Annotated in this window: 23 protein-coding genes and 1 riboswitch; of the genes, 21 read left to right on the plus strand and 2 right to left on the minus strand. The window is 69.1% G+C overall.

Annotated features, from left to right (window positions below):
• Positions 1-60: 60 nt before the first annotated feature.
• Positions 61-747: a transcriptional repressor LexA gene (lexA, locus tag RIN43_RS11660; RefSeq protein ID WP_309129092.1), complete on the minus strand. Its 687-nt coding sequence runs from the start codon at positions 745-747 to the stop codon at positions 61-63.
• A 273-nt stretch (positions 748-1,020) separates the two neighbouring features.
• Between lexA and RIN43_RS11665 the strand changes: the two genes are divergently transcribed.
• From RIN43_RS11665 to RIN43_RS11695, 7 genes are all read left to right on the plus strand, one after another.
• The gene (locus RIN43_RS11665) at positions 1,021-1,383 is read left to right on the plus strand and encodes a LysM peptidoglycan-binding domain-containing protein (protein WP_309129093.1); all 363 of its coding nucleotides are present in this window, start codon (positions 1,021-1,023) and stop codon (positions 1,381-1,383) included.
• A 46-nt stretch (positions 1,384-1,429) separates the two neighbouring features.
• Positions 1,430-2,548, plus strand: coding sequence for a histidinol-phosphate transaminase (locus RIN43_RS11670; protein ID WP_309129094.1), 1,119 nt, complete (start codon positions 1,430-1,432; stop codon positions 2,546-2,548).
• Positions 2,545-3,147, plus strand: coding sequence for an imidazoleglycerol-phosphate dehydratase HisB (gene hisB, locus RIN43_RS11675; RefSeq protein WP_309129095.1), 603 nt, complete (start codon positions 2,545-2,547; stop codon positions 3,145-3,147). The genes RIN43_RS11670 and hisB overlap by 4 nt, the downstream gene beginning before the upstream one ends.
• Positions 3,144-3,779 carry an imidazole glycerol phosphate synthase subunit HisH gene (gene hisH, locus RIN43_RS11680; RefSeq protein ID WP_309129096.1) on the plus strand — a complete coding sequence of 212 codons (636 nt, stop codon included), beginning with the start codon at positions 3,144-3,146 and terminating at the stop codon, positions 3,777-3,779. The genes hisB and hisH overlap by 4 nt, the downstream gene beginning before the upstream one ends.
• Before the next feature lie 91 nt (positions 3,780-3,870).
• On the plus strand, positions 3,871-4,617 hold the full coding sequence (priA, locus tag RIN43_RS11685) for a bifunctional 1-(5-phosphoribosyl)-5-((5-phosphoribosylamino)methylideneamino)imidazole-4-carboxamide isomerase/phosphoribosylanthranilate isomerase PriA (RefSeq protein ID WP_309129097.1): 747 nt from the start codon (positions 3,871-3,873) through the stop codon (positions 4,615-4,617).
• Positions 4,601-5,404 carry an SseB family protein gene (locus RIN43_RS11690; RefSeq protein WP_309129098.1) on the plus strand — a complete coding sequence of 268 codons (804 nt, stop codon included), beginning with the start codon at positions 4,601-4,603 and terminating at the stop codon, positions 5,402-5,404. The genes priA and RIN43_RS11690 overlap by 17 nt, the downstream gene beginning before the upstream one ends.
• Positions 5,405-5,427: 23 nt before the next feature.
• Entirely contained in the window at positions 5,428-5,826 is a 399-nt protein-coding gene (locus tag RIN43_RS11695; protein WP_309129099.1) for a hypothetical protein, read from the plus strand.
• A gap of 151 nt (positions 5,827-5,977) precedes the next feature.
• Here the strand turns inward: RIN43_RS11695 and RIN43_RS11700 are convergent, their stop codons facing one another.
• Positions 5,978-6,364: a DUF1844 domain-containing protein gene (locus tag RIN43_RS11700; protein WP_375163742.1), complete on the minus strand. Its 387-nt coding sequence runs from the start codon at positions 6,362-6,364 to the stop codon at positions 5,978-5,980.
• A 238-nt stretch (positions 6,365-6,602) separates the two neighbouring features.
• Here RIN43_RS11700 and infC point away from each other — a divergent pair, with 238 nt between their 5' ends.
• From infC to RIN43_RS11770, 14 genes are all read left to right on the plus strand, one after another.
• Complete coding sequence (gene infC, locus RIN43_RS11705; protein WP_309129101.1) at positions 6,603-7,238, plus strand: translation initiation factor IF-3; 636 nt, start codon at positions 6,603-6,605, stop codon at positions 7,236-7,238.
• Positions 7,239-7,311: 73 nt separating this feature from the next.
• On the plus strand, positions 7,312-7,506 hold the full coding sequence (gene rpmI, locus RIN43_RS11710) for a 50S ribosomal protein L35 (protein ID WP_309129102.1): 195 nt from the start codon (positions 7,312-7,314) through the stop codon (positions 7,504-7,506).
• A gap of 31 nt (positions 7,507-7,537) precedes the next feature.
• Entirely contained in the window at positions 7,538-7,924 is a 387-nt protein-coding gene (gene rplT, locus RIN43_RS11715) for a 50S ribosomal protein L20 (RefSeq protein ID WP_309129103.1), read from the plus strand.
• A 76-nt stretch (positions 7,925-8,000) separates the two neighbouring features.
• Positions 8,001-8,828 carry an RNA methyltransferase gene (locus RIN43_RS11720; protein ID WP_309129104.1) on the plus strand — a complete coding sequence of 276 codons (828 nt, stop codon included), beginning with the start codon at positions 8,001-8,003 and terminating at the stop codon, positions 8,826-8,828.
• 51 nt (positions 8,829-8,879) lie between these two features.
• The gene (locus RIN43_RS11725; RefSeq protein ID WP_309129105.1) at positions 8,880-9,629 is read left to right on the plus strand and encodes an amino acid ABC transporter ATP-binding protein; all 750 of its coding nucleotides are present in this window, start codon (positions 8,880-8,882) and stop codon (positions 9,627-9,629) included.
• Between the two features lie 49 nt (positions 9,630-9,678).
• A complete protein-coding gene (locus RIN43_RS11730) occupies positions 9,679-10,596 on the plus strand; it encodes a glutamate ABC transporter substrate-binding protein (RefSeq protein WP_309129106.1) in 918 nt (305 codons plus the stop codon).
• 63 nt (positions 10,597-10,659) lie between these two features.
• Positions 10,660-11,316: an amino acid ABC transporter permease gene (locus tag RIN43_RS11735; RefSeq protein WP_309129107.1), complete on the plus strand. Its 657-nt coding sequence runs from the start codon at positions 10,660-10,662 to the stop codon at positions 11,314-11,316.
• Positions 11,313-12,236 (plus strand): amino acid ABC transporter permease, encoded by a 924-nt coding sequence (locus tag RIN43_RS11740; protein WP_309129108.1) that lies wholly within the window; start codon positions 11,313-11,315, stop codon positions 12,234-12,236. The genes RIN43_RS11735 and RIN43_RS11740 overlap by 4 nt, the downstream gene beginning before the upstream one ends.
• Before the next feature lie 71 nt (positions 12,237-12,307).
• The gene (pheS, locus tag RIN43_RS11745; protein ID WP_309129109.1) at positions 12,308-13,348 is read left to right on the plus strand and encodes a phenylalanine--tRNA ligase subunit alpha; all 1,041 of its coding nucleotides are present in this window, start codon (positions 12,308-12,310) and stop codon (positions 13,346-13,348) included.
• Positions 13,348-15,852 (plus strand): phenylalanine--tRNA ligase subunit beta, encoded by a 2,505-nt coding sequence (gene pheT, locus RIN43_RS11750; protein ID WP_309129110.1) that lies wholly within the window; start codon positions 13,348-13,350, stop codon positions 15,850-15,852. Before pheS ends, pheT begins: the two co-directional genes overlap by 1 nt.
• A 26-nt stretch (positions 15,853-15,878) precedes the next feature.
• Positions 15,879-16,316 carry a cupin domain-containing protein gene (locus RIN43_RS11755; RefSeq protein WP_309129111.1) on the plus strand — a complete coding sequence of 146 codons (438 nt, stop codon included), beginning with the start codon at positions 15,879-15,881 and terminating at the stop codon, positions 16,314-16,316.
• Positions 16,317-16,378: 62 nt separating this feature from the next.
• Entirely contained in the window at positions 16,379-17,344 is a 966-nt protein-coding gene (locus RIN43_RS11760) for an NAD-dependent epimerase/dehydratase family protein (protein ID WP_309129112.1), read from the plus strand.
• A 27-nt stretch (positions 17,345-17,371) separates the two neighbouring features.
• A riboswitch (TPP riboswitch) is annotated at positions 17,372-17,465 on the plus strand.
• Entirely contained in the window at positions 17,457-18,320 is an 864-nt protein-coding gene (thiM, locus tag RIN43_RS11765; protein WP_309129113.1) for a hydroxyethylthiazole kinase, read from the plus strand. It overlaps the preceding riboswitch by 9 nt.
• On the plus strand, positions 18,317-20,440 hold the full coding sequence (locus RIN43_RS11770; protein WP_309129114.1) for a bifunctional hydroxymethylpyrimidine kinase/phosphomethylpyrimidine kinase: 2,124 nt from the start codon (positions 18,317-18,319) through the stop codon (positions 20,438-20,440). Before thiM ends, RIN43_RS11770 begins: the two co-directional genes overlap by 4 nt.
• Positions 20,441-20,624: the final 184 nt, after the last annotated feature.

The following is a 20,624-nucleotide window of genomic DNA, read 5'->3' on the forward strand; positions in this document are numbered from 1 at the left end:
GCCACGAGATGAAGAACGTCCCGCACGGATGCTCCGTGCGGGACGTTCTTCGTGTCGGAGTCAGACGGCGCGCAGCACCGCCACCACCTTCCCGAGCACCACGGCGTCATCGCCGAGGATGGGCTCGAACGAGGAGTTGCGGGGCAGCAGCCAGGTGTGGCCGTCGCGCTGACGGAATGTCTTCACCGTCGCCTCGCCGTCCAGCATGGCGGCGACGATCTCGCCGTTCTCGGCGGTGTTCTGCGTGCGGATCACGACCCAGTCGCCGTCGCAGATCGCCGCGTCGATCATGGAATCGCCGTTCACCTTGAGCATGAACAGCTCGCCCTTGCCCACCAGCTGCCGGGGGAGCGGGAAGATCTCCTCGACCTGCTGCTCGGCCGTGATCGGCACGCCTGCCGCGATCTGTCCCACCAGCGGCACCAGCGCGGCGTCACCGACCGAGGGTGCGCTGTCGGCCGGATTCTCGGTGCTCGCGCCGGGCAGGTCGATGAGCACCTCCATCGCGCGGGTCTTGCCGGGGTCGCGGCGCAGATAGCCGCTCAGCTCGAGCTGACCGAGCTGATGCGTGACGCTCGACAGCGACTTGAGGCCGACGGCGTCGCCGATCTCACGCATGCTGGGCGGGTAGCCGTGACGTGCGATCGAGGTCTGGATGACCTCGAGGATCGCCATCTGCTTGGCGCTCAGATTCTTGCGCCGGCGCGTGCGCGGCGCCTCGGATGCCGGGGCCGGGTTCTCGCTCATGCTGGTCCTCCATGCGCTCTGTCGACGCGTCCGGTTCGAATGTCGGTGGCCCGTGATGGGCTGTGGTTATCGAAACCGTATCCGAGATTTCGCCGGATTCGGAAGATCTGTTCGAGCGTGTCGGGCGAATCCGGAACGGAAGTTCGAAGAATTCTTGACAGATGTTCGATATCGAAGATAGGTTCGGAACACAGCTTCGCATCCGGCATTCCCGGCCGAATGCCGGATGCGAAAGCTTCCCGCCGTCGAAGTGGGAGAGAAGAGGAGCAGCTCATGAGCACCACCACCAGCGTTCAGCAGCCGATGACCGCACCCGTTCGGGCGACGCGGCTTCGCCTGACGGCTCGTGGCCGTCGCGTGCTCCTCGCGGTCGCCTCGGCGCCGCTCGCGGCCGGCGTCGTCTTCTCCGCGCTGGCGGGCGGCTCCGCGATCGCGTCCGGCGAGCAAGCGCCGGCGACGTCCTTCGAGACGGTCACGGTGATGCCGGGTGACACGCTCTGGTCGATCGCCGCAGATGCGGCGCCCGACGCCGATCCGCGCGAGGTCATCGACGACATCATGCGTCTCAACAGTCTCCCCAGCGGCATGGTCCAAACGGGCACCACGCTCGCACTTCCGGCCGAGTACACGGACTGAGGCGTGTGACGTCACGCGCGGAGCACGTCGAACGACGCGCTCTACCATGGGAAGGGTGACTTCTCTTGACGATCTGCCCCTCCGCGAAGATCTTCGCGGGCTGATTCCGTATGGCGCGCCGCAGGCGCCGCTGCCGGTCGCGCTGAACGTGAACGAGAACACCCATCCTGTGCCGGACGAGGTGGCCGACGACATCCTCGACGGCATCGCCAGGGCGCTGCGGGACGTGAACCGCTATCCGGACCGGGAGTTCACCTCACTGCGAGAGGGTTTCGCCGACTATCTCGGGCACGGTCTGACCGCTGACCGCATCTGGGCGGGCAACGGCTCCAACGAAGTGCTGCAGCACATCCTGCAGGCATTCGCCGGACCGGGGCGCACGGTCTTCGGATTCGGGCCGACCTATTCGATGTACCCGCTGCTCGCGCAGGGCACGGGCGCTCGATGGGTGGTCGGGGACCGTGACGACGACTATTCGATATCTGCGGAGGACGCCGCACGGCAGGTGCGTGCGGCAGACCCCGACGTGGTGCTACTGTGCTCGCCCAACAACCCGACCGGCACTCCGCTCGGGCTCGAAGTGGTCGAGGCCGTCTATGACGCCGCCCGCGGCGTGGTGGTCGTCGACGAGGCGTATCACGAGTTCGCACCCCACGACGCGCCTTCCGCTCTCACACTGCTCGAGGGGCGCCCGAGACTCGCCGTGTCGCGCACGATGAGCAAGGCCTTCGCGTTCGCCGGCGCGAGAGTCGGCTACCTCGCCGCGGACGCCGCGTTCGTCGATGCGCTGCGCCTCGTTCGCCTGCCTTACCACCTCAGCGCGCTCACGCAGGCGGCCGCCATCGCCGCACTGCGCAGCTCGTCGACGATGCTGCGGATGGTCGACGAGATCGTCGAGCAGCGTGACCGCATCTCGGCCACCCTCGTGGCGCTCGGCTACAAGCCGCACGAGTCGTGGTCGAACTTCGTGCTGTTCGGCGGCGTCGACGACCCGAGGGCCGTGTGGCAGGGACTCTACGAGCGAGGCGTGCTGATCCGCGACGTCGGCATCCCCGGTCACCTTCGCGTGACCGCCGGCACCGAGGCGGAGACCACCGCGTTCCTCGAGGCGCTGGCCTCGATCGCCGATCCCGCGCCGACAGCCTCGATAGGATCGGCGTCATGAGCGCACGCACCGCCCGTCGCACCCGCAGCACCTCGGAGTCGACCGTCGAGGTCGAGGTGAACCTCGACGGCACCGGCCGCAGCACCATCGACACCTCGGTGCCGTTCTTCGACCACATGCTTACTGCGTTCGCCAAGCACTCGCTGACCGACCTGACGGTGCGGGCCTCCGGCGACACGCACATCGACGCGCACCACACCGTCGAGGACACCTCGATCGTGCTGGGTCGGGCCATCCGCGATGCGCTCGGCGACAAGGCGGGCATCTCGCGGTACGGCGACGCCCTGGTGCCTTTGGACGAGGCCCTGGCCCAGGCTGTCGTGGATGTCTCGGGCCGGCCCTTCCTGGTGCACCAGGGCGAGCCGGACGGATTCGAGTTCCACCTGATCGGCGGCCACTTCACCGGTTCTCTGGTGCGTCACGCCTTCGAGGCGATCACCTTCCACGCCGGCCTCACCGTGCACGTGCGCGTCCTGGGCGGTCGCGACCCGCACCACATCGCCGAGGCGGAGTTCAAGGCGTTCGCTCGCGCCTTCCGGCAGGCCAAGGCCCTCGACCCGCTCGTCGAGGGCATTCCATCGACGAAGGGCGCACTGTGAATCGCAGACCCCGCGTCGCCGTCTTCGACTACGAGTCGGGCAACGTGCATTCCGCGGTGAAGGCGCTCGACGCCGCCGGCGCGGACGTCGAGCTGACCGGAGATCGCACCGCCGCACTGGAGGCGGACGGGCTCCTTGTCCCGGGCGTCGGCGCGTTCGCCGCGGTGCGGGAGGCGTTGCACGCGCGCGGCGGCGACGAGATCATCGAGCGCCGCCTCGCCGGAGGCCGCCCGGTGCTCGGCATCTGCGTCGGCATGCAGGTGATGTTCGAACGTGGAGTGGAACGCGGGCAGAACACGGACGGCCTGGGGGAGTGGCCGGGGTCGGTGACCGAGCTCGACTCCCCGGCCCTGCCCCACATGGGCTGGAACACCGTCGAGCCCGGAGAGGGCAGCGTCCTGTTCCGTGGCATCGAGCAGGAGCGCTTCTACTTCGTGCATTCGTTCGCGGCGAAGACCTGGGAGCTCGACGTGCTCCCGCCGTTCCCGCAGCCCGCCGTGACCTGGGCCACGCACGGGGAGCGTTTCCTCGCTGCGGTCGAGAACGGGCCGCTCTCGGCGACCCAGTTCCACCCCGAGAAGTCCGGCGATGCGGGCATTCGCCTGCTGCGCAACTGGGTCGAGTCGCTCTGATCAGCCAAGAGGGTTTGAGCGCGGCGCGCTGCGGGACTAGTCTCGTCTCTCGTGCCCGCAGAGGCATCCCGAATCCCCTCACTAGGACGTCATGAACGATTTCGCACAGTCACCCGCTCTGATCCTTCTGCCCGCGGTCGATGTCGCAGGCGGCAAGGCCGTGCGCCTCACGCAGGGCGAGGCCGGGACGGAGACCAGCTACGGCGACCCCGTCGATGCCGCCGGCGAGTGGGTCGACCAGGGCGCGCAGTGGATCCACCTCGTCGACCTGGATGCGGCGTTCGGGCGCGGGAGCAACGCGGGCATCCTGCGCAAGGTCATCAAGCAGTACCGCGGCGTGAACGTCGAGCTCTCCGGCGGCATCCGCGACGACGCGAGTCTCGAGGCCGCGCTCGAATCGGGTGCGAACCGCATCAACCTCGGCACCGCGGCGCTGGAGAATCCCGAGTGGGCGGCCGACGTCATCGGACGCTACGGTGAGGCCGTCGCCGTCGGGCTCGACGTGCGCGGCACCACCCTCGCCGCGCGCGGATGGACCAAGGACGGCGGCGACATCTGGGAGGTGCTCGAGCGTCTCGAGGAGGCCGGGTGCAGCCGCTACGTCGTCACCGACGTCACCAAGGACGGAACACTGCGCGGCCCGAACCTCGACCTGCTGCGGGAGATCACCTCGCGCACCCCGAAGCCGGTGATCGCCTCCGGCGGCATCTCGAGCCTGGACGACATCGCCGCGCTGCGCGAGCTCGTGCACCTCGGCGTCGAAGGCGCCATCGTCGGCAAGGCGCTGTACGCGGGCAAGTTCACCCTCGCCGAGGCGCTGGATGTCGCCGGCTTCTGACGGCTGCGATCACGACACGCCCCACTCGCACGGCGACGTCGGCGACTCGGCGGGAGTGCCGTGGGAGGGGCGCAGCTTCGAGTCCAACCCGCACGCCGCGGATGACGGCTCCGCAGACCCCGCGCTCCTTTCGGCCCTGCTGAGCTTCCGCGCGGGGGTAGGCAGCCAGGCCGAGGTCGTCGATGCGTTCCGTGACGCGCGAGTGCTCGTGCCCCTCGTCGCGGAGAAGGGCGAGGAGGGCGTGGGCCCGACCGGGCTGAAGGTCGACAAGACGCAGGAGCTCTCGATCGTCACGGTCGCCGCTCCCGACGGTCGCCGCGTGCAGCCCGTCTTCTCGTCGGTCGAGACGATGGCACGGTGGGATGCCACGGCGCGGCCGATCCCCGTCGAGGCCAAGCGTGTGGCCCTGTCGGCGTCAAGTGAGCAGACCGACCTGATCGTGCTCGACCCGGCGTCCGACACCGAATTCGTGCTCCGCCGGCCCGCGGTGTGGGCCATCGCCCAGGGTCAGCGGTGGGAACCGAGCTTCCTTTCGCCGGAGGTGTTCACGGCGCTCCAGCAGAGCGTCGCGCACGAGCTGGCGGTGATCGACGTGTCGGTGGGCGCGGGAGACCCCGACGCGCGCATGCGAGGCCCGGAGCTGATCGTCACCCTCGAGCTGGCGGACGGCCTCGAACGCGAGACGCTGGATGCGGTGCTCGCGCGTCTGGCTCAGCGCTGGGCGGCCGACGACCGCATCGCCGTGCTCGTCGACTCGCTGACCGTGAAGCTCACCAAGGCCGCCTGATCCCGTATCGCTAGAGTGCCGTCATGCGCAGAGTGCTCGCGGTGGTCGGCCTCGCCCTCGCAGGCCTGCTCGCTGCTGCGTGCTCGCCGGACACGCAAGTCTGCCCCGCGATCGGTTGGAACAACCACATCGAGGTGGACGCCACCGCCTTCGGTCAGGACGCGTTCGTGCAGCTGTGCACGGAGGCGGGCTGCTCTCCACAGCCCGGAGCGCACCGGACGCTCCCGACGGACCTCTCCGTTCCAAGTCCTGATGCCGGGGCGTTCAGCGTCGGGATGACGGCGCCGGAGTCCGTCACGATCCGCGTCTACGACGCGACGGGCGCTCTGCTGCATGAGTCCGAGCGCTCGGTCGACTGGACGCATTCACCCGGGCCCTGCGGTGGCCCCAGCACGGCCACTCCGATCGTCCTCGCCCCCTGACCCCGCCGATCCTTCCCCCCCCCCCAAGGTCAAGCAGCACGGAGCGGAGGCCGGGCGGTTCCCGGAGCGAGCATCGGGGAGGGACCCGCGCAGCGGGAGGGGCACCCGTTCTGCGAGCGCAGGGAACCTCCCGGCCGAAGCGGAATGAGGATTAGTTGACCGGCCCCGTCCACTTCTCGCCGGGCCCCTTGCCGATCGGATCGGGGATCACCGACGCCTCGCGGAACGCGAGCTGAAGTGAGCGAAGTCCATCGCGCAGTGAGCGAGCGTGCATATCGCTGATCTCCGGAGCCCCGGCCGTGATGAGACCCGCGAGCGCGTTGATGAGCTTGCGCGCCTCGTCGAGATCCAACTGGTTCTCGGGGTCGTCTGCGAGTCCGACCTTCACTGCCGCCGCGCTCATCAGGTGCACGGCCGTCGTGGTGATCACCTCGACGGCGGCGACATCCGCGATGTCCCTGGTGGCGGCTTCAGCCGCCTCCTCCTGCTTCTCCCAGCGCTCGTGGCGCTCGTCGTCTGCGGCATCCGATCCCGGAATCGTCACTTCGTGGTGCTTTCTGGTAGACTTCTGCGGGCTTCGGAGTGTCATGCTCCGATACGAAAGAGGATTCAATTCCCACCCGCGCTTGCCGTTCCAGGCTACCGGGTCTTGTGCTCCGCCGGCTTCACGCCGGTAGGCCGGTGCTCGCACCGGCGAACGGGCACGGAGCCGGCTTCTGAGACGCCGGCATGGGTGGGGTGACTTCTGTTTCGCCCGAGGCGCGGACCGCGTCCCGGTGGCCGAAACCACGTCTAAGGAGCTCCGCATCAGCGATCCCCGTACCAATGAGCGCATCCGCGTCCCCGAGGTCCGCCTCGTCGGCCCCGCGGGTGAGCAGATCGGCGTCGTCCGCATCGAGGCGGCGCTGCGTCTCGCACAGGAGGCAGATCTCGATCTCGTCGAGGTCGCCCCGAACTCCAAGCCGCCCGTGGTCAAGATCATGGACTACGGCAAGTTCAAGTACGAGGCCGCGCAGAAGGCCAAGGAAGCCCGCCGCAACCAGGCGAACACCATCCTCAAAGAGGTCCGCTTCCGCCTGAAGATCGAGGCTCACGACTACACGACCAAGCTCAAGCGCGCCGAGGGGTTCCTGAAGGCGGGCGACAAGGTCAAGGCGATGATCCTGTTCCGCGGCCGCGAGCAGTCACGCCCCGAGCAGGGTGTCCGGCTGCTGCGCAAGTTCGCCGAGGACGTCGCGGAGTTCGGCTCGGTCGAGTCGAACCCGACCATCGACGGTCGCAACATGGTGATGGTCATCGCCCCCATCAAGAACAAGTCCGAGGCGAAGGCCGAGCAGAACGCCGCGCGTGCTGCCAGCAAGCAGGCCGCTCGCGAGGCGAAGACCACCGGCCCGTCACCGGCCGCGGAGTGATCCGCCCCTAGTCTCCCGCTCCCAGCGGGTTACCCACCGTCGCCCTGCTGGGCGCCACACGAAGGAAGAGAAGATGCCGAAGCAGAAGACCCACTCGGGTGCGAAGAAGCGCTTCAAGATCACCGGAAGCGGCAAGCTGAAGAAGCAGCAGGCCGGAATGCGCCACAACCTCGAGCACAAGTCGAGCCGCCGCACCCGCCGCCTCAACCAGGACCAGGTGCTGTCGGCCAACGACACCAAGGTCGCGAAGAAGCTTCTCGGTCGCTGAGCGCCGAGCGCACGGATAGGAATACACGAAAATGGCAAGAGTCAAGCGCGCAGTCAACGCGCACAAGAAGCGTCGCGTCATCCTCGAGCGTGCCTCGGGTTACCGTGGCCAGCGTTCGCGTCTGTACCGCAAGGCGAAGGAGCAGGTCACCCACTCGCTCGTCTACGCGTACCGTGACCGTCGCAAGCGCAAGGGCGACTTCCGTCGTCTGTGGATCCAGCGCATCAACGCCGCTGCCCGCCAGAACGGCATCACCTACAACCGCTTCATGCAGGGCCTCGGCCTCGCCGGCGTGCAGGTCGACCGTCGCATGCTCGCCGAGCTCGCCGTGACCGACGCCGCCGCGTTCGCGTCGCTGGTCGAGACCGCGAAGAAGGCTCTGCCCTCGGACGTCAACGCTCCGAAGTCGGCTGCCTGATCGAATCGACGAGAAACGGGCGTCTCCCTTCGGGGAGGCGCCCGTTCGCGCATCCCGCACGGCCTAAGCTGATGTCGTGCTCGAGAACCCCCGATCGCCCCGTGTCCGCGCGGTCGCCAAGCTGACCAAGCGCAGCGCCCGCACCGAAACCGGTCTCTTCCTGCTCGAGGGCCCCCAGGCGGTCCGCGAGGCGCTCACCTACCTGCCCGACGCCATCGTCGAGCTCTTCGCGACGCCGACCGGGTGGGAGAAGCACGCCGACGTGCGAGCGCTGGCCGCGGATGCCGACGTCGAGGTCGAGTACGTCACCGAGGACGTGCTCTCCGCGATGGCCGACACGGTGACACCTCAGGGCATCGTCGCGGTCGCCAGGCAGACCCCGACCTCGGTCCGCGACATCTTCGGGGCATCCCCGCGTCTCGTCGCGATCTGCGAGGAGGTGCGCGATCCCGGCAACCTCGGCACGATCATCCGGGCCGCGGATGCGGCGGGTGCGGATGCCGTGGTGCTGACAGGGCGCACGGTCGATCCGTACAACCCCAAGGTCGTTCGTTCGACCACGGGGTCGCTGTTCCACCTGCCGCTCTCGGTCGGGGGAGACCTCTACGACGTCATCAGGCGCGCCCACAGCGCAGGCCTGCAGGTGCTCGCCGCCGACGTGAAGGGCGACGATCTCCTCGCCGCGCGCGCGGACGGCGTGCTGGACCGACCGACCGCCTGGCTGTTCGGCAACGAGGCGCGAGGCCTCGACGAGGACGCCCTCGGGCTCGCCGACCGCTCGCTGCGGCTTCCGATCTTCGGCCGTGCCGAGTCGCTGAACCTTGCCACCGCAGCGAGCGTCTGCCTCTACGAAAGCGCGTTCGCACAGCGCGCGAACGGCAGAACCGCGGTCACGAATCGGTAACCACGTGCACGCCGCTTCGCGGGCCCGGCCGGTTGCTCCTAGTCTGTTCTCATGGCAGAGAGCAGAGACGCCCTCGTGGTGGTCGAGAACGTGCAGAAGCACTACGGTGATTTTCAGGCTCTGAAGGACATCGACCTCACGGTCGACAAGGGCGAGGTCGTCGTCGTCATCGGGCCGTCCGGATCCGGGAAGTCGACGCTGTGCCGCACGATCAACCGGCTCGAGACCATCACGAGCGGAACCATCAGCATCGACGGCAAGCCCCTCCCCGCCGAGGGCAAGGGCCTCGCGCACCTGCGTGCCGAGGTGGGGATGGTGTTCCAGTCGTTCAACCTCTTCGCCCACCTGACGATCCTCGAGAACGTCACTCTCGGGCCGATCAAGGTGCGCGGCGTGAAGAAGGCCGACGCCGAGAAGGAGGCCATGGCGCTGCTCGAGCGCGTCGGCGTCGCCCAGCAGGCGTCGAAGCTGCCGGCGCAGCTGTCGGGCGGCCAGCAGCAGCGCGTCGCGATCGCGCGCGCCCTGGCCATGCATCCGAAGGTGATGCTGTTCGACGAGCCGACCAGCGCGCTCGACCCCGAGATGATCAACGAGGTGCTCGACGTGATGATCGGGCTCGCCAAGGACGGCATGACGATGATCGTCGTCACCCATGAGATGGGCTTCGCCCGCAAGGCGGCGAACCGCGTGGTCTTCATGGCCGACGGGCAGATCGTCGAGGAGGCGACTCCCGAGGAGTTCTTCACGAACCCGAAGAGCGACAGGGCCAAGGACTTCCTCTCGAAGCTGCTCACCCACTGACCTTCCCTCCGCAGAGATCCTGCGAACACAGCACACGAAGGAGACGCACATGCGACGCACCAAGACTCTGGCGGCGGTCGGCATCGCCACCACCGCCCTGCTCGCCCTGACCGCCTGCAACAGCGGCAGCCCGACGAGCCCGGGCGGCGGCGGAGAAGGCGGCGGCGAAGGAGACAAGCCGACGTACGAGGTCGCCCAGGACGTCACGCTCGAGGGCAGCCCGACCTACGATGCGATGGTCGAGCGCGGCGGCCCCGTGATCGGCGTCAAAGAGGACCAGCCCAACCTCGGCTACCTCGACGTGACGACCGGTGAGCGCAGCGGCTTCGACATCGAGATCGCCCGCTGGATCGCCGCCTCGCTCGGATTCGAAGAGGGCGACATCACGTACGAGCCGATCGCGTCGGCCAACCGCGAGCAGGCGCTCGTGAACGGCGACATCGACTACTACGTCGGCACCTACTCGATCACCGACTCGCGCAAGGAGCAGATCGACTTCGCGGGTCCCTACTTCGTCACCGGACAGGGCTTCCTCGTCTCCGCGGACAGCGAGATGACCGAGGTGAACGACGTCTCCGACTTCAACGGCATGACGGTCTGCTCGGCGACGGGCTCCACGCCGATCTCCAACATCAAGGAGAACTTCCCCGAGATCAAGACGCAGGAGTACGACATCTACTCGCAGTGTGTCGAGGACCTGCTGGCCGGCAAGGTCGATGCGGTCACCACGGACGCCGCCATCCTCATCGGCTACGCCGCGCAGAACCCCGACGAGCTGAAGGTGCTGGACGGCCTGTTCACCGAGGAGCGCTACGGCGTCGGCATCCCTAAGGGCGACACCGCTCTGCTGGAGCACATCAACACCCTGTTCACCGAGGGCGGCGACACCTGGCAGGCCATCTTCGACGCGACGCTCGGCCAGTCGGGCATCGAGGTCGAGCAGCCGGCAGTCGACGCGGTCGAGTAATCCTGATCGGTGGGAAGCACGCACCGCCGTGCTTCCCACCGTCATCTCAGAGAGGGAGGGCGCGTGGACGCCATCTTCGGCAACCTCGACCTGTGGCGCGAGGGGATCACGTACACCCTGCTGGTGTTCTTCTTCGGCGGCATCATCGCCCTGGTGCTCGGCACCATCGTGGGTGCCATGCGGGTCTCGCCGGTGCCCATCGCGCGCGCGGTCGGCACGGCGTACGTCACACTCGTGCGCAACACCCCGCTGACCCTCGTCTTCTTCTTCTTCGTCTTCGGGTACAGCGCCCTCGCGCTGCCCACACTGTCGAACACGGTGCTCGCCATCCTCGCTATCGGCGTGTACACCGCCACATACGTCGCCGAGACGCTGCGCGCCGGTATCAACACCGTCCCTGTCGGTCAGGCCGAAGCCGCGCGCGCCATCGGGCTGCCCTTCGGGCAGGTGATGACGCAGGTCGTGCTGCCGCAGGCGTTCCGGTCTGTCGTGCCGCCGATGATGAGCGTGTTCATCGCCCTGCTGAAGAACACCACGGTCGCCGCCGGCTTCTCGATCGCGGTGCTTCCGCAGTTGCAGTCCACGATCTCCAACTCGCACACGCGCCCCGGCAGCCCGATGGAGGTCCTGCTCTGGGTCGCCGTCATCTTCGTCGCGCTGGTGCTGCTGCTGACCTGGCTGCAGCGAACTCTCGAGAACCGGTGGAGGATCGCCCGATGAGCTCCGTCCTCTTCGACGTCCCAGGCCCCCGTGCCCGGCGCCGCAACATGATCCTTGCGATCGCGACCATCGTCGTGGTCGTCGCGATCATCGCCTTCCTCATCTGGCGCCTTTCGCTGACCAACCAGTTCAGCGCGGCCAAGTGGAACGTGTTCACCTATACAGCCGTGTGGTCGTCGATCGGCCAGATGCTGCTGAACACCCTGCGCGCCTTCGCACTGGCCGCCGTCCTGAGTCTCGCGCTGGGCTTCCTGCTCGCCATCGGGCGCGTCTCCGACCACGTGTGGGTTCGAGTGCCGGTGACGGTGGTCACCGAGGCGTTCCGCGCCGTGCCGGTGCTCGTCATGATGATGATCCTCTACTACGGCCTGCCGACGCTCGGCGTGAAGACCGACCCGTACTGGGCCGTCGTCATCGCACTCATGCTGTACAACGGATCGGTCCTCGCTGAGGCGCTGCGAGCCGGCATCGAGTCGCTGCCGCGCGGGCAGCGAGAGGCCGGCTATGCGATCGGCCTGCGCAAGAGCGGGGTGATGGCGCTGATCCTGCTGCCGCAGGCGGTCAGGGCCATGCTGCCGGTCATCGTGGCACAGCTGGTGGTGGCGATGAAGGACACCGCTCTCGGGTTCATCATCACCTACCAGGAGCTGCTGTACTACGCCAAGCTGCTCAGCTCGCAGCAGGGCCGGCCGATCCTGCAGGCCGCGCTGATCATCGGTGGCATCTACATCGTGATGTGCCTCATCCTTTCCGGCATCGCGAAGTGGCTCGAGATCCGCACTCGCCGGTCTCCGAAGCTGAAGGCGTACCCCCGTGACGAGGGCGACGACGATCCGCGCATCCACGGCGGCGGGACCGACACCGAGCTCATCGCGCTCCAGCGCGGAACCGGCGGCGCCGGCGGCGCACCCACTCCGTGAGGCGACCGGTCGGCATCGGAGGCGTCGTCCTGTGACGGGTGGCGTCCGGTGCCCCGGTAGACTCTGATGTCGTGTCCGACACTCCCGAAATCACGCCCGAGGCGGTGGAATCCGCGGTCGCCGCAGCGGTCGCCGCGATCGAGTCCGCAGCCGACACCGCCGAGCTGAAGGCCGTACGCGCCGCACATGTCGCCGAGGGCTCGCCCCTCGCGGTGCTGAACGCGTCCATGCGCCATGTCGCTCCCGAGCACAAGGCCACGTTCGGCAAGCTCATCGGACAGGGCCGCGGAAGGGTGACGCAGGCCCTCGCCGCGAAGGAAGAGGAGCTGGCTGCGGCCGAGACCGCCGCGCGCCTGGAGGCGGAGCGCGTGGACATCACCGCCGTAGCCTCCCGTTCGCGCGTCGGCGCCCGGCATCCGCTCACCCTGCTGCAGGAGCAGGTGTGCGATGTCTTCGTCGGCATGGGCTGGGAGATCGCGGAAGGCCCGGAGCTCGAGCACGAGTGGTTCAACTTCGACGCGCTGAACTTCGACGAGGACCACCCCGCGCGTCAGGAGCAGGACACGTTCTACGTCGACCCTGCCGCTCGTCACCTGGTCATGCGCACGCACACGAGCCCGGTGCAGGTGCGCTCGATGCTCGACCGCGAGCTGCCGATCTACGTGCTGTGCCCGGGGCGCACCTACCGGACCGACGAGTTCGACGCCACGCACCTTCCGGTGTTCAGCCAGTTCGAGGGGCTGGTCATCGACAAAGGCATCACGATGGCCCATCTGAAGGGCACGCTGGATCACTTCGCGCGGCAGATGTTCGGTCCCGAGGCCAAGACGCGGCTGCGAACCAACTACTTCCCGTTCACCGAGCCCTCCGCGGAGCTCGACCTGTGGCATCCCACCTTCAAGGGCGGTGCGCGCTGGATCGAGTGGGGCGGATGCGGCATGGTGAACCCGAACGTGCTGCGCGCCGCGGGGATCGATCCCGAGGAGTACAGCGGGTTCGCGTTCGGAATGGGGATCGAGCGGACCCTGATGTTCCGCAGCGATGTGAAGGACATGCGCGACATGGCCGAGGGCGATGTGCGCTTCAGTGAGCAGTTCGGGATGGTGGTGTGATGCGCGTCCCGCTTTCGTGGTTGCGTGAATACGTGGATGTGGCGCCCGGCGCTACTCCTGAGGACGTTCTGGCGTCGCTGGTGACGGTCGGCTTCGAGGAGGAGGACGTCCACCGCTTCGAGATCTCCGGTCCCGTCGTCGTCGGGCAGGTGCTCTCCTTCGAGGAGGAGCCGCAGAAGAACGGCAAGACCATCCGCTGGTGCCAGGTCGACGTGGGTGAGGCGAACGGCGGCGTGCGCGGCATCGTCTGCGGGGCGCACAACTTCGCGGCCGGCGACAAGATCGTCGCGACCCTGCCCGGCTCGGTGCTGCCCGGCCCGTTCCCGATCGCGGCCCGCAAGACCTACGGGCATGTCTCCGACGGCATGATCGCGTCGGCGCGCGAGTTGGGCCTGGGAGACGAGCACGACGGCATCCTGATCCTGTCCGAGATCGGCGTCGACGCCCCCGTTGGCGCCGACGCGATCGAGCTTCTGCACCTCGACGACGTCGCCGTGGAGATCAACGTCACGCCCGACCGCGGCTACGCCTTCTCGCTGCGAGGCGTCGCCCGCGAGTACTCGCATGCCACCGGCGGCGAGTTCCGCGATCCCGCGGAGCGCGACTTCGCCGAGCTTCAGCCGGGCTCCGGCTTCTCCGTCGTCGTCGACGACCGCAGTCCCATCCGCGGCCGGGTGGGTGCCGGCGAATTCGTCGCCAGGGTGGTGCGCGGCGTCGACCCGTCCCGCCCCACGCCACCCTGGATGATCGCGCGCCTGGCGCTGGCGGGCATGCGCTCACTGGGCGTGCTCATCGACATCACCAACTACGTGATGCTCGAGCTCGGCAACCCGATCCACGGCTACGACCTCGACAAGCTGAAGGGCGGCATCACGGTGCGCCGCGCGACGCCGGGGGAGCGGATGACCACACTCGACGGCCAGGAGCGGGAGCTGCACGTCGAGGACCTGCTCATCACCGACGAATCGGGGCCGATCGGCCTCGCCGGTGTCATGGGCGGCGGCGCCACCGAGATGAGCGACAGCACCCGCAACGTGCTCATCGAAGCGGCGATCTTCGACCAGGTCTCGATCGCCCGCACCGCCCGCAGGCACAAGCTGCCCAGCGAGGCTTCCAAGCGCTTCGAGCGCGGTGTCGATCCGCTCATCCCGTTCGCCGCGGCCCGTCGCGTGGCCGACCTCATGGTCGAGCTCGCGGGCGGTGAGCTCACCGACGAGGGCGGCGCGCTGTTCGCTGAGGTCCTCATCGAGGCCATCGACCTCCCCAGCGGGTTCGTATCCGGCCTCGTCGGGGTGGATTACACCGACGACGAGGTCGTCGGTGCGCTCGAGACGATCGGTGCGGAAGTCACCATGACGGATGCCGGGTGGCGGGTCATCCCGCCCAGCTGGCGGCCCGATCTGACCGACAAGTGGACGCTGGCCGAAGAGGTCGCGCGCATCCACGGACTCGACCGCATCCCTTCGGTGCTCCCGGTTCCGCCGTCCGGACGCGGCTACACCCTTCTTCAGCAGGGGCGCAAGCGCGTGGCCGATGCGCTCGCGGCGGCGGGCTTCGTGGAGACCCCGGCGTTCCCGTTCACCACCGAGGAGCAGAACGACCTGCACGGCTCGCCGTCGGGTGGGCATCTGCCGAGCATCCGTCTGGCCAACCCTCTCGACGGCCAGGCGCCGTTCCTGCGCCGTTCGCTGATCCCCGGGATGCTGCAGACCGCGCATCGCAACATCGCACGAGGGTTGACCGATCTCGCCATCTTCGAGACCGGCGTCGTCTTCACGCCGGCGGAGGGAGCCGAGTACGGCACCGATTTCATCCCCCCGCTCGGCGAGCGTCCGTCCGACGAGACGCTGGCGGCCCTGAACGCCGCGATCCCCCCGCAGCCGCGCCACCTCGCCGTGCTGATCACCGGCAACATCACACCGCGCCAGCCGGCCCGTCCTGCTGAGCCCGCCGGTCTCGCCGACGCGCTCGACGCCGTCAGAGTGATCGGTGCGGCCGCCGGTGCCGAGATCGATGTCGCGCAGACCCGGCGCGCAGCCCTGCACCCGGGACGCGCGGGTGTGCTGCGCGCGCACGGCGAGGAGATCGGGTACGTCGGCGAGCTGCATCCGCAGGTCTCTGCGGACGCGGATCTGCACGGCCGTGCCGTCGTCGTCGAGCTCGACCTCGATCGCCTTCTCACCCTCGCGGGCGAGCGCGTGGTCGTCGAGTCGCTGTCGACGTTCCCTGCAGCGACACAGGACGTCTCGCTCGTCGTCGGCGTCGAGGTTCCGGCGGCCGAGGTGGGCACCGCGCTCTCCGAAGGTGCCGGCGACCTGCTCGAATCGGTGCGTCTTGTCGACGACTACCGCGGCGAAGGGCTCGGCGAGGGGCAGAAGAGCCTCAGCTTCGCCCTTCGTTTCCGCGCGTCGGACCGCACCCTGACCGCCGCGGAGGCCACGGCGGCCAAGATGGCGGGCGTCGCCGTCGCGGCCCAGCGGTTCGGCGCGAGCATCCGCGACTGAGCACCGAAGCGCGACGAGGAGGAACGATGAGCGACTACCAGGTGACCGAGATCGGCGGACTCGACGCGTGGCGCGACCACTTCGGCGGCTTCGCTCCATCCCGTTCGAGGGACGGGCGGAGAGTCGTCGATCACGAGCTGACCATGCAGTACATCGGCATGACGGCCAACGCGCTGCAGCCGGGGGAGCAGGCCGGGTACTGGCACACGCACGACAAGATCGAGGAGCTCTACGTCTTCCTCGAAGGGCGAGGGCAGCTGGCACTGGACGACGACATGGTCGACGTCGGGCCCGGCACCGTCGTGCGGGTCGGACAGGGTGTCTGGCGCACCTGGCGCGCGAATCCGGACAGCCCGGGGGAGCTGCGTTGGCTGTGCATCCGCGCCGGCGGCGAGCAGCTGCCGCACCTGCCCGATGACAGCAGCCGCGATCCCGATCGTCCGGCGCCCTGGGTCGACGCCTGACAGGGACTCCGCCGACAGCGGAAACGCTTCCCTCGGCGACCGGATGCTGATGGTATTGGCGCATGACGAAGGTGCTCGTGCTCGGCGGTACAGGATGGCTCTCCGGTCGGATCGCGTCCCGGTGGAGGGACGCCGGCGCTGACGTGACCTGCCTCGCGCGTGGCGAGCGCGCGGCGCCGAACGGCACGGTGCTCGTGCGCGGGGATCGCGACGACGCCGAGGCGTACCGGCCGCTGGCCGAGCAGCGCTGGGACGAGGTCGTGGACATCTCGTCACGTGCACGTCACGTGCGCGAAGCCGTCGCGGCACTCGGCGACGTCGCCGACCACTGGACGTATGTCTCGTCGATGTCCGTCTACTCCGACGATCTCACCGGCGGCATGGACGAGTCCGGCCCCGTGTACGAACCGGCAGCGGACGGCGACGAGTACGACTACGGACGCGAGAAGGTGGCCGCCGAGCAGTCGGTGCGCGCACTGGGCGACCGCGCCTTCGTCGCGCGACCCGGGCTGATCGTCGGACCAGGCGATCCGAGCGATCGCTTCGGGTACTGGGCGGCGGCGTTCGATCGCGCCGGCCCCGAACCGGTGCTCACCCCGGTCACGCACGCCCGCTCCGCGCAGGTCATCGACGTGGACGACCTCGCGGCCTTCCTCGCGGCGCCGCCGCGCTCAGGAGTGGTCAATGCGATAGGCGATCCGCATCCGCTCGGCGAGATGCTCGCACGCATCCGCACGGCCACGGGGCACAGCGGCAAGGTGCTCGAGGCGACGGATGCCTGGCTCGAGGAGCAGGGCGTGCAGTACTGGATGGGGGAGCGCTCGCTGCCGCTCTGGCTTCCGGCCGACATGTCCGGCTTCATGACCCGCGACAACGCGGCGTACCGCGCGGCGGGAGGCACCTTCTCGCCTTTCGACGACACGATCCTCCGAGTGCTCGATGACGAGCGCGATCGCGGCGTCGACCGTGAAAGGCGGGCGGGCCTGTCGCGCGCAGAGGAGCGCGCACTGATCGACATGCTGCGCTGAACGGCGGCGACTCTCGCTAGACTGCCGAGCAGTGACACGGGGTGCCGCATCCGCGGCTGAGATCACACCCGTCGAACCTGATCTAGTTCGTACTAGCGAAGGGATGTCGCGAATGAGCGATCCTCTGCGTCCGTCCACCCGTACCGCGGCCGTCGCCGCCGACCTGCTGGGCAGGCTGCGCGAAGCGCCCCCTCTCACGCACTGCATCACGAACACCGTGGTGACCGGGTTCACCGCCAACGTGCTGCTCGCCATCGGGGCCGCGCCCGCCATGGTCGACATCGCCGGGGAGGCGCGGCTGTTCGCCGCCGCCGCATCCGGCCTGCTGGTGAACCTCGGCACGCCGACGCCGGAGCAGCGTGCGGCCGCGACGGAGGCGGTGGCGGGCGCCGACGCCGCCGGGACTCCGTGGGTGCTCGACCCCGTGGCGATCGGCGTCCTCCCCGTGCGGACCGCACTCGCGTACGATCTGCTCGCCCAGCGGCCCCCCGCGATCCGCGGCAACGCGTCGGAGATCCTCGCCCTCGCCGGCCTCAGTTCGGGCGGCAGGGGCGTCGACGCCACGGATGCACCCGAAGCGGCCCTGGGCGCCGCCGCGGACCTCGCGTCGACGTGGGGCAGCGTCGTCGCCGTCTCGGGAGCCGTCGATCTGATCACCGATGGCGAGAGCGTCGTCCGCATCGCGAACGGAGATCCGCTGCTCACTCGTGTGACCGGCGGTGGTTGCGCGCTCGGCGCCGTCATGGCCGCGTTCCTCGGGGCCGCCAGAGACAGCGAGACCGTCACCCACCTCGACGCCGTATCCTCGGCGACACTGGTCTACACCCTTGCCGCGGAGCACGCCTCCGCGACGGCATCCGGACCCGGTACCTTCGCCGTGGCTCTGCTGGACGCGTTGGCGGACATCGAGCCCGCCGAGATCGCGGCCGAGGCGCGCGTCACCGAGACCGCGCTCACCGCGGAGGCGGCGCGGTGAGCGCCGATCTCTCCCTGTATCTCGTCACCGACACGGCGCTCTGCGGCGCCAGGGGGGTGGTGCGCACCGTCCGCGAGGCCGTGGACGGCGGCGTCACGACGGTGCAGCTGCGTGAAAAGCACACCACCGAGGCCGAGACCGTCGACCTGCTTCTCGCGCTCTCGCAGGCGATCGACGGCCGCGCCACGCTGGTCGTCAACGATCGCATCGACGCCGCGGTCGAGGCGCGTCGCCGCGGTGCCCGCGTGGACGGAGTGCATCTCGGTCAGTCGGATGCATCCGTCGAGCGCGCTCGCGCACTTCTCGGCGGCGACGCGCTCATCGGTCTGACGGCGAACACCCCGGAGCATCTCGATGCAGTGCGCGCGCTTCCCCCAGGCACTGTGGACTACGTCGGTATCGGGGTCATCCGGCCCACCGCGACCAAGCCCGACCATCCGCCGGCGCTCGGGATCGACGGGTTCGCTGCGCTCGCCGCGTCCGCCCCGGTTCCGGCCGTGGCGATCGGGGGTGTGGGCATCGACCATGTCGTGGCACTGCGGGATGCGGGTGCCGCGGGCATAGCCGTGGTGTCGGCGCTGTGCTCGGCGGTCGATCCGCGGGCGGAGGCCGGTGCCTTCCGCCGGGCATGGCTGAGCAGGCGCATCCCGCGCGTGCTCAGCATCGCCGGCAGCGATCCGTCAGGCGGGGCCGGCATCCAGGCCGACCTCAAATCGATCGCGGCGAACGGCGGGTACGGCATGGCAGCGATCACCGCCCTCACCGTGCAGAACACGCAGGGAGTGCTCGACGTGCATGTGCCGTCGTCGGCATTCCTGCGCGCTCAGCTCGATGCCGTCGCCGCCGATATCGCGATCGACGCAGTGAAGATCGGGATGCTGGCCGACGCCGAGATCGTCCGTGAGGTGGAATCCTGGCTGGAGGCGCAGCGACCGGCGACAGTGGTGCTCGACCCGGTGATGATCTCGACCAGCGGACACCGACTGCTCGACGCGGCGGCGGAGGCGGCGCTTCTCGACCTCGCGACGAGGGCCGACCTGCTGACCCCCAATCTGCCGGAACTGGAGGTCCTCGCCGGCCGTCCGGTCGCGGACTGGGCGGACGCGCGCGAGGCAGCCCGAGAGGTGGCCGCGCGGACCGGAGCGATGGTGCTGGCGAAGGGCGGACACCTCGACGGCGATGAGACGCCGGATGCGCTGGTGGGTCCGCACGGTGTGATCGCCGAGTTCAGCGGGCCGCGCATCGTCACGACCAGCACGCACGGAACCGGGTGCTCGCTCTCCTCCGCTCTCGCCACAGCGCGTGCCGGTGGCCTCGACTGGCCCCAGGCGGTCGGCCGCAGCCGCGACTGGCTGCGGGAATCGCTGCGCGCCGCGCCCTCGCTAGACGTGGGGCGGGGGAACGGCCCGGTCAATCACTTCGCCGGTCTCTGGGAGAGAGGCGGGACGGAGACGCGGCCGACAGCGGCGCAGGTGCGCGAGGAGTGGTGGCAGAGCACCCAGGAGGTGCGACGCGCCATCGACGCCCTGCCGTTCATCCGCGCGCTCGCCGACGGCACTCTGCCCCGCGAGCGATTCCTCGAGTATCTCGCTCAGGACGCGCTCTACCTGCGTGAGTACGCGCGCGTGCTGGCCGAGGCCGCACGCCTCGCCCCGACCGCAGAGGAGCAGTCGTTCTGGGCGCGATCCGCTCACGGGTCGATCGCCGGCGAGCTCGAGCTGCACGCATCATGGCTGTCGCCGGAGGTGGGCGTCTCCGCCGACACTTTCGCCGCCGAGCCGTCCGCTGTGACGACCGCGTATCTCGATCACCTCAGAGCCGCAGCCTTCTCCGGCGACTACTCGGTGCTGATCGCCGCGATCCTGCCGTGCTTCTGGTTGTACACCGATCTCGGCGTGCGACTGCAGACGGGCGATTTCGGCGCGTACGCCACCGACCCCGAGCATCCGTACGCGTCGTGGCTCGCCACGTACGGCGATCCCGCGTTCGCGGATGCGACCCGGCAGGCGATCGCTCACGTCACCGCGGCCGCGGCGAACGCGGACGAGGGTCGCAGACGTCGCATGCTTCGCGCGTTCCTCGCGGCGTGCGAGCACGAGGCGGCGTTCTTCGACCTGTGATGCCGGGCGGTGTTGTCGCGGGGCTTCGCCGGCGTTCGGATTTGCGGATGCTCCGCCTTCGGCGCTACTGTCGCGTCATGCCTTCGGCCGCACCGCTCTCGCTGACGCTCGCTCCGAGCGTCGCTCCTGTGCGCCGACGCCGCGGCGGCCGCCGAGTCTAGGCGACCCCGCACTCCCGTCATGC

Source organism: Microbacterium sp. (assembly GCF_031178445.1).
Classification (GTDB): domain Bacteria; phylum Actinomycetota; class Actinomycetes; order Actinomycetales; family Microbacteriaceae; genus Microbacterium.